This is a genomic window from Mariniflexile sp. AS56 (assembly GCF_030552475.1).
In the GTDB taxonomy this organism is placed as follows: Bacteria; Bacteroidota; Bacteroidia; order Flavobacteriales; family Flavobacteriaceae; genus Mariniflexile.
This window is the reverse complement of sequence record NZ_JAUPED010000007.1, coordinates 39,865-53,839: the sequence shown is the minus strand read 5'-3', so window position 1 is coordinate 53,839 and position 13,975 is coordinate 39,865. Positions and strand designations below refer to the sequence as shown.

Here is a 13,975-nt window from a genome sequence, read left to right as displayed (position 1 = left end):
TTTATTAAAAATCAATATTTACACCAAATATAAAGCGTTTCACAAGTGGGTATTGTCCATAACCACCAGAGGTACCATTCCCCCCTTCTGGATCTCCAAACGGTGCTTTAGACCATGAATACAGGTTATATCCTGAAAGGTTCAATCTCATTGTTTGAATTCTTAAAGCTCTCTTTAGTAGTTCAGATTTGATGCTATACCCTAAGCTCAAACTTTGTAATTTTAAGTACGAAGAGTTAATGGTTGTAGCACTACTTCTAGCCTGATAACCTTGTGAATTTGAAGTATTTCCAAAAGCAGGGAAAGCTGCATTTTGATTATCTGGACTCCAAGTATCTAAATGAGCAGTCTTACCTTCTAACAATGATGTGTTAAAATTTGGAAACAAACTACTTTCCTTATATATAACACCTTCCTTACCAAAAAAGCGTGCACTTAAATCAAAACCTTTATAACTTAAACTCCCGTTGAAAGCATAAATGAACTGAGGTTGACTTGTACCATCTAAAACAACATTATCATTACTATTTATTACACCATCTCCATTAAAATCGGCATAAGAATACAACCCTGGTCTATTCCCCTTAGCTATTTCGGGAGAATTTATAGCTTCTTCAAAAGTATTAATATACCCATTGCTTTGATAACCTTGTAACCAGCCAATTGGTTTTCCTGCATTTTTTTGATAATCTGGAGTTCCAACTTTATCCCCTTGATATATTACTCTACTATCGGCAACAGTAACACTACCCCCTATGGAATAACGTAAACCATTTACTGTAGTATGTTTATAATTGGTTTCAACCTCAAATCCATGATTTTTAACCTCTCCTAAATTAACTTTTGGAAGCGTTATACTTCCTCCAGACAAGCTCCCAAAACTTGGATGATAATAAGACGGAACTGGAATATTTACAAAAATATTTTCTCTATGCTCTTTATATAAGTTTAAGCCAAAAGTAAGCTCATAATTAAATAAATCGATATCGAAACCTAAGTTGTGTTTTGTTGCTGTTTCCCAAGTAGCTTCTGGATTTCCTATTTTTGTTTCTGCCCATCTACTTCCTGCTGATCCTGCAGGAAGACCAAACACAGCATGTGAAAACTTATCTCCTTTAGAAGCGTAACCACCTAAATATAAAAATCTAGCCGCATTTTCTGTTCCAGATTCACCATAATTATAACGCACTTTTAAGGTATTTAACCATGGTAAATTGTCTTGCATAATCTTCTCTTTAGCAATATTCCATCCTACAGCATATCCAGGAAAGAAACCAAAACGTTTTCCAGGAGCAAATTTCTCCGATCCATTGTATCCTGCTGTAAGCTTCATTAAGTATTTACCTTTATAATCATAGTTAACTTGACCAGCCCAGTCTTCACTATAAGATGGTAAGCCTCCTGCTCCAGTATTACGTTCTGTTCTGTTAAAAACCGCTAAAGCACTAACATTATGCCCATTAAAACCACGACTATAATCTAACTGACCTTGGTAAAATGTATTTCTTAACGCATCACTATAACTCTCGCCTCCCGATGAATGAAATAGTCCTTGAGATGAATTATAGTTTTGGTCAGATTGAGGCCTCCATTCTTTTGCCAACACATCATACAACCAATATTGAGTATTTAACCCTTCTGTTTTGGTATAATCGAAAGCCGTACTGTAATTATATTTCCCAGAAAAACTTAATCCTTTAGTTATAACATCTAACTTTTGTGTTAAACCTATTCTAATATCTACAACATCTTTACGGTACTTTCTCATACCAGAAGTATTTAATTTCGTATAAGGGTTAGATTGATACGGGTTTTCCTTATCAGCCCCAGAATAACGTATACTCGCAGGGTATGGAGATAATGGATCTGGATGCGCTGCTACAAATTCCTCAGTATAATATACAGGATACGAGTATGCTGTTGCTTCATCTAAAAATTTAAATATATTGCCAAAATCATTACTTCCCACATCAGTATTAGGTGTTTTTCTTGTTTCTGAACGTCCAGAAATATCAACAGTTAATTGTGTTGTTTTAGAAAGATTAAAATCTAAATTGGTTCTAAAGTTCATTTTGTCATAAGAAAATGAAGGATCATAATATCCATTATCACTTTTTTCAGTTTTTAAAATGTCTCCCACATGGTTTACACTAAAAGAACTAAAGTATTTTACAAAACTAGTCCCTCCAGAAACGTTTATTCTAGCGTTATTTTCCCATCCAATATCGCGAATTAAAGTATCATACCAATCCACATCGGGATATAGCATTTGGTCTCTATTAGGATCTAAAAAATTATCGATATAACTTTGAGGTCTAAGCCCTGTATAATCACCTGAGTTTTTAATAGCTTCCTGCCCCAGCATTAAAACTTCATAAGATGATAACTTATCAGCTCTTCCAGACATGGTTTTAGCTGTAACACCTCCCCCTACACTAATTTTGGCAGGACCTTCACTACCACGGTTAGTAGTAATAAGGATAACACCATCGGCACCACGATTACCATAAACCGCAGTAGATGCTGCATCTTTTAATACAGATATACTAGCAATCTCACCTGGATCTAATTGAGAGAATCCACCAGCAGCCTCTACACCATCTATTAATATTAAAGGTGAATTATCACCATTAAAAGTAGACACACCACGTATGGTGATTTTCGCGTCATCTGCTCCAGGTTGTCCTGAAGGGATTTCGGTATAAACACCTGGTAAACGATCCTGAATGGCTTGAGACATATTTGTAACGCCTGTTTCCATTAATTCAGAACCTTTTACTGTGGCTACAGCTCCAATAATATTAGCCTTTTTGGTTTTACTATATCCTGTTACTACAATCTCGTCTAGAGCTTCTTGATTAGGTAATAACATCACATTAATAGTGCTTTCTCCATTAACAGCAATATTTTGGGTAATGTATCCTACATAAGTGATTTCTAAGTTACTACCAGCACTCGTTTTAATAGTATAATTACCATCAAAATCTGCAACAGTTCCATTTACACCATTACTTGAGTCGGTACTTATAATGTTAGCTCCAATTAATGGCGCACCATTTTCGTCGGTTACTTTTCCAGATACTTTAATGTTCTGAGCACTTATGGATTGGCTTAGAAAAATAAAGCAACTAAAGAAAAATGCTATTTTATATTTCATATGTTATATTTAGTTATCGGTTTTTAAAATAAAATTTCATCGTACTATTCATCTTTTACTAAACGTATTGCAAACATTTTATTAGCTTGATTATTAAAAATTCTGAATTTTTTATTATAGCTATTATTAAGTTCCCAAACACTTGGTATACCATCATTAACCCATATTTCTAATCTAGATTTTTCAAGACTTGTTCTAAAACCATTCTCAAACTTAGACTTAGACTCATAACGATATCCAGCGGTAACTAAATTTAAACCATAGGTATCTAAACCACCATCATGCCATTTACCCATGAAATCTCCAGTTTTCTTTGTTCCATAACTTTCCAAGTATTTATAATCTTCAGTCTCCATAACATGCCATCCTTCAGGAGCCATTTGAGAATTGGCTACAAGTGCACTACAATAAACGCGCCCATGAACTTCAGACCAATTAGGTGTAAATCCAGGTAAATTTTCAGGATGCTCATCATAATACATATCAGTTGCAAGCCCTAAATTATCATTTATAATTAAAGATAAATCGTCTCCATTTGATAGTTTTTTGGTTCTTAAATTTTGGGACATCCAAATGGAAGTTCCAATTCGAACCCATGTATAATCTTCACTAACTCCACCTCTAACATCAGTTACAGTTCCTGTCATTTGTGGTGTAAATGCTACAGGAAAGGAGTTTGTTTCTCCACCAGTACCATCTTTAGCTACAACAAGGGCGTAGTAAGTTTTAACATCTGTAATATCACTTGGAATATCAGCATTCTTAATTTGAAACTCCGTTTCAGTAATATCACTTGCTATTTTATTAACAGGTGGATTTGATGTACCCACATAAACGTCATAAGAAGTCGCTCCTGAAGCTGAATCCCAGACCAATTTTTCATCTAAAGACAACATATCTTCTACTTCAAAATTGTGAATATTTGGAAAGCCAACACCCACTCCTGTAACAGAAAAACCATAGGTTTTAGATTTTGTACTATTTCCAGCTGGATCCTTAGCAATAATATACCAGTAGTAAGCCGCGTTAACATCTAAATTTGAAGTTGTAAATTGACTGGCGTTAGAACTACTTACCAACGTTGTTGGGGTATTACTTTTATCCATGTACACATCATAACTTACGAGGTCTCCTTCTGGATCGGGAACATCCGTCCAATCTAGCACTACACCAGATGGTACGCCTGTTCTGTCTAAAGGAGCTACAAGCATGGGCTCATCAGGTGATCCTAATGCCAGCTTTTTAAAAGTACGCACTTCACTAGAAGAGCTATTAATTAAGTCGGTGGCATCCACTCTCCAATAGTAATTAGCACCAACCTCTAGAGGTGAAGCATCAATAGTTAAAGAGGTACTTCCATCATCAACCGTACCCACTAATTCTTTAGGGTTTTTATCTTTACCTAAATACACATTATAGCTTATGGTTTCTCCTTCTCCTGCAGGTACTGCTTCCCATTCCAAGACTAAACTCTCACGAATAAATACATTGGCTTCTGGCGCTACTAAGTTAGGAGCCGCAGGTGCTGGAATAGACATAAAACTCCAAATATCACTTTCGTTTTCTTGAATGCCATTACTTACAACAACTTTCCAATAAAACGTGACATCTTTACGTAATTTATAGTCTGCAAGTTTGTAATTAGATTCTTTTAACCCTTTTGCTTCTATAAATAATTTGGTACTATCTAAACCTAAATAAAAATCGTAGGTTAATTCTTTTCCAGTTGGGTCTGAGCCCTGCCATTCGAATGAAGGCGCAATATCTACTCCACTTGTTTTATCACTTGGTGAAAGTAGGGTTACATTTGGTTTTTTATCAACAAATGCATCCTCTTCATCACATGATATCAAGGGCATAAAAACCACAAATAGCAAGAAGAACTTTTTGACGTATTTCATAATTTTTCTGTATTTAATTTCTTTTTAATTGATTTTGGTTAATACTATTTTAATTTATGGAAGTTTAGAAATATTACTCCCAAAGGGCTTCATTGTAGCCTTCCTTTTTACACACGTTCTCTGTAAGAACGTATCTTTTTTTTTCAAATTCATTTTTGTTTAGTTTAGTTAATATTATTTTTATTATGTGATGTTTTTTTTTTAAAAATTAAATTCAAATATAAGATTGGCTTAACAGAATCTTAACATTTAGTTACTTCAAAGATGCTATTTTTATTCAATTACCAGTATAACATATCTTTCTTTTTCGTTAAAATTTTGTTCAAAGCCCTCATGAAATCAACGTATTACTGTATTTTGGAAATAAAACTTACAACGTGACTTCCTAATTAATTTATATATTTTAAATTTCTTTCTTGTTTCATTTAGTTTTAAAATAAGACGATAATGTAGAAAGTAATCTGGACTAAAATAAAGACTAAAAAAATATTACGCTCCTTTATTGTTCACGAAAAAGAAGCGTATATTAATGCTATTATCGTTACTTAATTACGACTTTAGAAACTGAAGACCCAATTTTTACAATGTAAATCCCTGATGAAGGAAATATATTATAATTTATTGACACTTCAACTCCTGTCAACATCTCTTCATATACAAATTCTCCTAGAATAGAGTATACCTGCACTGAATTAGTGGTAGCATTCGTAAAATCTATTTTTAATGATTCCCCCTCTTGCAATGGGTTAGGACTTACTAATAATTTAGCAGCTTTTAAATCATTAATTCCGGCTGTAGGCGTATTATCTGCAGCTAAACGTAATTCCATAAATTGTAAAAAAGCATCAGAATCAGCATTCGAATGATCTATACGTATAGAAGTCGCACTTGCGAGCATACCAGCAGAAAAACCACGTTCGACAAAATCCATTCGAGCATAATTGTGAGGATCAGCATCTTGTGCTAGTACTGGCGAAACACCTTCCCAATAATGATCCTCTGTGTTAACACCATCTGACAATGTAATTGTTAAATCTCTAAATCTATCCCATGCCCCACTACTTGTCTGCACGCCTTCAGTCGCATAAAAATCAAGATATTTTAAAGACTTTGTTGCAGGAATTGAGACATAACAACCCCAATAATTTTCATCCCTATTTGCTTTTGGCAAAAAATAATTAGCAAGACCACTTCCTTCACAATCTGGATAATTATTTGTTGGAGCCGTTGGGTCGTAACCAACTCCACCAAATGTGTCATTAATAGCATTATTTGGATTATCTCGCTTGCCTGCGACCGTGTAATGAGCCGTTCCAGCTATTGCATTATCCAAAGTCACATTTACCAGCTGCCCAAAAGAAATTTGAGCTGCTAATAATACAGTTAAAATTAAAGTTAATTTGTGTAATGGTTTTTTCATGATTTTGTTTTTAGATTAGTTGAATTTTAATAAATAGTTTCTTTTTCATTAAAAACTACTTAACAAATTTGATAAAATATCACGCTATTTATAGTCCTCAAAATGTTCTTAATAGGTGCATAAACCGTTCTATTGACATGAATAGTATTATTTAACATTAATAGTGTCGTTTTTTATTACATTTTTTGTTATAAAAACAACTCCCTTTATTCAAAATGTATTTACAGACTGATTTTAAATGCGCTATACAGAATTAAGTTTATGTTTTTTAAAATCAAACAATATCTCTTAAAAGAAATCTGCCAATTGGTTCTTTGTACTTCCTTTATAGTACCATCATCATTAAATTAAAGATAATCGCTGTATTTTTTACGTGCTTTACCACAACCATAAGATGATAAAACAATATCCATTTTCCTTAAATTATACTATGGAACGAGGAATATTCTTCGCTGGTTGTGAAATTGGTTCCTTAAAGATTTCCTTATAGTTCCACTCCCCAAGCGGATTATCACTCGTATAATAGATTTAATTTTTTCATCCCACCGAAGAACAAACACAATAATAATGTTCGTATCGTTAAAAAAGGAGGAGCCCTCCATAATATTTAAAAGGAATTGGTGCAACATCGTAAAAATTCACGACATCTTATTCTTTTAAAATTGTCATATCGAGATTTAATACTCCCATTTTCTTCACTGTAAAAAAAAATAGCATATTTCATTTTTAAATATGCACTCTGGAGCCCATGCATTGCATACTTGTTGGTTTAATTTATCAAATGATAATACACTGCCATAGTCTGTCTCTTATGTACCACTATTTGATGAAATAAAAAGAAAAATTGGTAATCATTCATTTTCTGAATAGCTAGCTTCCCGAACAAAGGACATGGAATGATGAATACAATCCAATGTTTTTATCTCCCCAATTTCATGAAGTAGCGTTGGCGGCCAACAAAGCGTTTAGATCACGTGGGTTGTTTTGTGCATTAATTATTATCGTTTTACAAAATAAAAAAGACAGTTTTGTGTACCTATTTTCATAAGAACAATTCTCTTTATTTACCTATAAATGCATCTATTCTGAAAATGATTAGACAATACATTCTTTAATTCTTTCACTATTTCTATGTTTTCTCCATCATCAACAACATTTTCATTTTCATTTGGATCTTTTTCGTGATTATAGAGCATCTGCGATCTAACATTTCCCTTTTTATCGAAATACTCGGTATAAATAAACTTATCGGATTTTACAGTTTCTCCATTTTCCCATCTGCAAAAAATATACTTGTTTACTTCTATCTTCGGATTTTTTAAAATTGGAATAAAACTTTGACCATCGAGATGAGATGGTTTCTCAAGACCAACCAATTCGCATAATGAAGGGTAAATATCGACAAAACTAGTCATTGCATCTGTTTTTCCGGCATTGGTATTGGTAGATTTAACAATGAGCTGTGTACGCAAAGCATTACTAAAACAGGAATGCTTACACCATAATGAGTGTTCGCCCAAACTCCAACCATGATCGCCAATATCAACAATTATAGTGTTGTCGTATAATTTGAGTTTTTTGAACGCCTTAATAATCTGACCTATTTGTTCATCAATATAACTAATACATGCATAATACCCATGACGTAGCATTTTGGCCTGGTCATCTGGTATGGGCAATGTATCTTTTCTAATATTTGAATATCCGCGTAGCTCTCTATAATTAAACCATGCATCACGAGGTGAATTTACAGGCATAAAAGGGTTTTCTGCGAATTCAATATTTTCTTTCTCATACAAATCCCAATATTTTTTAGGTGCATTAAAAGGCAAATGTGGTCTAATAAAACGAACTCCTAAGAAAAATGGTGTTTAGATTTAGAAAGCTCTCTCAACCTATTGAGTGTCAATTTGGTAGTTTTACCATCGTAATATATAGTATCTGCCACATCAGCTGCTTCCCAAGCTGGACCTGCAGCACCCAGAGGAAGATCTTTTTCTTTTGTCCAATTATTATCGAGAGACTAATAATCACGCCATAGTTCCTGCTGTTTTAAGCTATTGGGATAATCGGAACGATAAGTCATTTCAGACCAACTTTGAAGTGCATCATCAGGGTGATGAAAAATTTTACCTATTGCCGTAGTAAAATACCCATTGTTATTAAAATGTGCGGGTAAAGTAATAATGCCTGGTGCATCCTTTTCCACTCTCGCCACATAATTAGTAAATCGATTAGGTTGGGTACAGCCCAGTTAACAAATTTGCTATTGATGCTCCACATACTTAAACATTACAAAAAACTCTATTAAAAACCATGGTATCTTTGACAAGTGCATCTATATTTGGGGAAATAATTTGAGTCTTCCCAAATCAATTTAATTCTGGTCGCAAATCATCAACAATAAGGAAAAACACATTTGGCTTTTGAATGTTGTTTAATTTTGAATGGGCAGAAAACATCACAATTAATAGTAAAAGAAACACACAACCTAATAATACTTTTAAACTTCTATAAAAAGCCGAACTATTTATATATATATATCTAAATTATTTTAATTTTTGTATTCACAATAAATCGTTAGACGGTTTTAATTCTCTTATGCTGTTTCTTGATTTCTAAATAATTTTAAGAATAACTTTCAAACACCTTTAACAAATTACTAAAACCCAGTAATCTAATTTGGTTTAGCCAATTCCAATTACCAAAAAGATTAAAACCATGAAAAACCAATACAATCCTCAAGTCTAGATTCAACGGAATAAAAATCCTATTTTTTCAAGCTATTTTCAATTTTATTGCCATTGCTTAACACGCCATGGACCTGCAGTATGAAACCAAACTTAGTAATGATAATTTTAATTTATTAAACATCCATTCTGTTTAATTTCACTCTAATATGTATTCTTTATTAAATTAATATAAAAAGAAGTAAGCTAATTTATGACTTGCTTTTACTTAAAATAAAGCTGCAAACATTATATGCAGAACTTTAAAATCGTCTTAATACTCTGATGAAATCCAAAATAATAAATCCCTTTTTTTTACTAAGTCAACAAACATTTCTATTAGATTACAAATAGTTCCTCTTTAATAAAAACATTTAGTTGCTTTATTTTTAGGGTCCTTTTACACATGCGCCACTAGTATATTCTTTAATCCATTGATTAAAAATCCTTTTTCCTCCTGAATGTCTATAATAATGTTTCTGCTTTTCTGTTGGGCGAATAATATATTCCCAAGAAAATAAGATAGCAATGAAACTAAATATAATCTTTTTATAATGGTCAATATTTATTTCTGAATTCTTTTAATATTTTTTCAAGGAGGTATTGCTTTTATAGTCAACAACATATTTATAAAACACGAATGCGTCAACCCATTAATAGTCAACGCATATATATATTGTTAGATAATTAAAAACTAATCGTTTTTTATTGATTTTGCATTGCCATAAAATTTCTCATAATCATAAGGTGGTGCGTTTACTTCTTTGTTCCATCTTGCAATCGATTTTTTTAATTCTTCGACCTTTGTAGGCATACTTTGTGCCAAATTGTTTTTTTCAGATGGGTCTTCTTTTAAATTATATAATTCATAATAATGTACAAGATCAGCACCCATATCAAAAAATTCAATTAATTTCCAATCGTCTTTCATTACAGATTCAAAACATCTATTTCTATGAGAAATAGGTAATTTATAATGAACCAATGAAAGAAAATTAAGAAAATGAAGTTTGCGATTAGGTAATTTATAATTTGGATTTTTTAACAAAGGTGTTAAATCCAACCCATCAACATTCTTATTATGTTTTTTATCTCCTTTAGCATCTGCCATTTTAAGAATCGTAGGATATAAATCAAAACCAATTACACGTTGATTGTTTACTGTATTTGGTTTTACTTGACCCGGCCAACGAACAATTAATGGCACACGTACCCCTCCTTCATAAGCATATCCTTTTCCGTCTCTTAGTTTTCCGTTTGTTGTAATTCCTAAATCGGCTTCACCTCCATTATCACTCATGAAGATTACTATTGTATTTTCTAACATCCCATTTTTTTCAAGAGTTGCTAGAATTTTACCTACTCCTTCGTCAAGGTTTTCAACCATGGCGGCATAGGTTGGATTCTTATGCATCAATCCTGGTTTAAGTCGCTTTTTATATTTATCCACCTTTTCTTTTTGTGCTTCAATGGGCGTATGCACATCATAATAAGCCATATTTAAAAAGAAAGGTTTCTCTTTATTTTTTTGACTTTCTATAAATTTCGCTGCTTCGTTTGAAACGGCTTCTCCCAAAATGGTAGTTACAGGATAATCTTCTAAATCGGGTACAGCTGCTAGATTATTTCTTCTGTGATTAGGATCACTATAGGGATAAAAATACGTTGCAGGACAACAAAAATCATTGGAAGCTATATCATAGTCATACCCTCTTTTTCCTGGAGCATTATCCCCCATACCTATATGCCATTTTCCTATATGACAAGTTGTATAATCATCCATTTTTAAGGCTTCGCCAATAGTCACCTCACCTTTAGGTATTTCAAGAGGTCCTCCAGACACACCTCCAAGTGCGGCATGACTAACACAACCAATACGTGCGGGATATTTCCCTGTTTGCAATGCCAAACGGCTAGGTTGGCATGTAGGATGTGAAGAATAAGCGTTAGAAAAATACATGCCCTCTTTGGCTAATCTATCAATATTAGGAGTTAGGTATAAATCGCTACCTGTAAAACCTAGATCTGTAAAACCTAAATCATCGGCCAAAATCATAATGATATTGGGCTTTTTTTTAGGTTTAGGTTTCTCTATGCTGTTAGTTGCAAATCCAAATTGAGCCACAAGTATTAATAAGATAATTAATTTGTTTTTGTTTGTTGTTTTCATATATATGATATTTATTAAATTAAAGTGTACTTTATTAACGCCATCATTAATAAGTGTTTTCTTATTTTAAACATAATACTACCTGTTCTATTAAAAATAATCTACTTATTTAAATATAAAATTTCAATAGTTGTTAATTTATTCTTATCTAATTTAATAGACCAACCAGCCTCATTAAGACTTACTCCATTTCCTTTAATGTTAGAAATATCTAGTCTACTTTCTATAATTACAGATTGATCAATAGAACTTCTCAGCTTCATAATCACCTGTTTATCAAGGTCATTCCATGATAATTCATCAACAACTATTGCATTTCTAGCAAGCAGACCAGTTAGTTTTCCCGTAGGTATTTTGTCTAACGGAATTCCCGGTAAAATATTCAAAACGCCAAGACGGGAATAAACACACATTTCACTTAAAATAGCGGGCATTGATAAAGTCGCATCCAAATTATAAACCTTATGATTGGGATTGTGTGATGTGATAAAACTAGAAAACAAAAATGATTCTTTTGCTATGGTATTAAATGAATTCCAAGGAATGGAAGGGTCCTGCAAGCGGGCACCAAAAAAACCTTGATACATAAAACCATGTGCTGATCTATCACCTTGACCTGTCTCTAGGCGTTTTTTAATAGCTATTTTTGAAGCATCATACAACTCTGGAGTTGCAGGATTAATATCAATTCCTGGATAAACTGCATAAAGATGTGAATTATGTCTATGATTATAATTGTCAGCAATATCAGGATGGCTCCACTCTGCAATTGCCCCATCTTTATTTATGCGATATGGAGGCAACTTATTAATAATTGACTGCAAGACAGCGATTCGTTCATCTTTAATATTCAATACCTCATATGCTTCTATTAAACTTACCAAAGTCTGTCTGATTATCGCTATTTCGGAAGCTGCATTAGGAGCCGTTCTAAATTCAGGTATACCACCCATATTAGAGGGCCTATTTTCTGGAGACACACTTGGATATATTAAATAATACCCATCATCACCTTCCATACCTTGTAAAAAGTCTTCATAAAACAAAGCAATATTTTCAAGTAAAGGGACTACTCTATTTTTTAAAAATATTTCATCATTAGTTATAGCATAATTTTCAATAAAATATGCAGCAAGCCAGCCTGCGCTACCAGTCCATTCGTGCCAGCCGGCAATTGCGAGTCCATGTCGCCAATCATGTGCGATCGCCCCCATATAACCTCTAGCCCCATATAATCTTTCTGCATTACGTTCCCAATACGGATAAAGCGATTCAACCCATGAAAAATATGACTCCATCATCTCCGGTAAATTACCAGTATTACCATGGGAAACTGCTAAATTTACGTTAGAATCATTGGTATAATGGCCCCACCATGCGGGCTCCCAAGTGTTACCCCAAATCCCCATTAACGATGGTGGCAACTCACCTGAAGAGGAAATAAGCGCATATCGACCTACTGCAAAAATAGCCTCTAAGAACTCAGGTGAAGGGCCGTTATTTTTCGCATTTTCAATTAACTCTTCGCTATAATATGTCTGATTTTCATGATCTGTTAATCTGAAACCCACACGTTCAAATAATTCTCGGTGAATTTTATCATGACTTAATAAACTTTTATCATAAGACAATACTGCATCCAATTTATCGCTCAATGCCGTTCTTGATTTTAGAGAATACTTAGGAAGAAAGTCAGTGATTGTTTTTAAAACAACTTCATCCGCTCCTTCAACGATAATTTGATTATCTTCTACAATCACTGTTCCACCCTGAGCATCAATTTTTGTTAAAATATGATACCCTTCAGGTTCATCAAGCCAATACTTGTTTTTATAACTTGTATGAAAATAAATTCCATCAACATCCACAACTATTTGTGGTTTATTAATATCTTTTATATCATAGCCAGGGACTTCATTAATTGAAAAAGTGCAACTAATTTTAGCTCCACTCTCATTTTTAATTTTCATGATGGTAGCATCATCACTTCTGGAAACAAAACCGTTTCTAGACCAAAAACCTTTATCGTCCTTCCAGCGGACAGTAATCTCTCCATTACTTAAATTAACAGAGCGTGTATAATCAGATATTTCCCCATTTTTTGTCATGTTAATTTTAAGATAGGCCCCTGGGTGTACATAGTTCATTCCAAAACGAGGGCTTTGTTTACCACCTATTCTTTTGAAAGCAGTCTCTGGGAACAGTTTAGCATTCTCCTCTCCAAAAGCAGTATATAACCTAGTTCCTGCTTGGTCAAAATCTCCTTTTTTAGCCATCTCCCTAACCTCATCAACAACCCTAGTCATGTCAGGCACGTCAAAAGCTACATCCTGAGCGGGTACCCATAATCTCTCATGATTAAGAATTATGGATTCGTTAAGGGGGTCTCCCATAACCATTATTCCTTGTATTCCATTTCCCGCAACAAGTCCATCTTGCCACTTTTGGGCCGGTTCTTTACTTATCAATAAAACATCTTTGGGTTTTGATGCCGAACACGATATCAATAAGCCTAAAAAAATTAAACCTAAAACTTTAAAATTCATTATTATTGCCATCTATTAATATTATATCATTTTCTATTTCAAAAACTATAAC

The 13,975-nt window shown here is 33.4% G+C and carries 6 protein-coding genes and 1 pseudogene; all 7 read right to left on the bottom strand.

The window, feature by feature from the left end; all coding sequences use genetic code 11:
* Positions 1–4: 4 nt before the first annotated feature.
* The 7 genes and pseudogenes from Q5N74_RS09900 to Q5N74_RS09870 all read right to left on the bottom strand — a co-directional run bounded on the left by Q5N74_RS09900 (position 5) and on the right by Q5N74_RS09870 (position 13,935).
* A complete protein-coding gene (locus Q5N74_RS09900) occupies positions 5–3,157 on the bottom strand; it encodes a TonB-dependent receptor (RefSeq protein ID WP_304388633.1) in 3,153 nt (1,050 codons plus the stop codon).
* 44 nt (positions 3,158–3,201) lie between these two features.
* Positions 3,202–5,058 (bottom strand): FISUMP domain-containing protein, encoded by a 1,857-nt coding sequence (locus Q5N74_RS09895; RefSeq protein WP_304388632.1) that lies wholly within the window; start codon positions 5,056–5,058, stop codon positions 3,202–3,204.
* Positions 5,059–5,599: 541 nt separating this feature from the next.
* A complete protein-coding gene (locus Q5N74_RS09890) occupies positions 5,600–6,478 on the bottom strand; it encodes a T9SS type A sorting domain-containing protein (RefSeq protein ID WP_304388631.1) in 879 nt (292 codons plus the stop codon).
* A gap of 1,064 nt (positions 6,479–7,542) precedes the next feature.
* Positions 7,543–8,334, bottom strand: a pseudogene (locus tag Q5N74_RS09885) (sulfatase-like hydrolase/transferase); the annotation flags it as partial.
* 167 nt (positions 8,335–8,501) lie between these two features.
* A complete protein-coding gene (locus Q5N74_RS09880; RefSeq protein ID WP_304388630.1) occupies positions 8,502–8,696 on the bottom strand; it encodes a hypothetical protein in 195 nt (64 codons plus the stop codon).
* 1,205 nt (positions 8,697–9,901) lie between these two features.
* The gene (locus Q5N74_RS09875) at positions 9,902–11,377 is read right to left on the bottom strand and encodes a sulfatase (protein WP_304388629.1); all 1,476 of its coding nucleotides are present in this window, start codon (positions 11,375–11,377) and stop codon (positions 9,902–9,904) included.
* 101 nt (positions 11,378–11,478) lie between these two features.
* Entirely contained in the window at positions 11,479–13,935 is a 2,457-nt protein-coding gene (locus tag Q5N74_RS09870; protein WP_304388628.1) for a glycoside hydrolase N-terminal domain-containing protein, read from the bottom strand.
* Positions 13,936–13,975 lie beyond the last annotated feature (40 nt).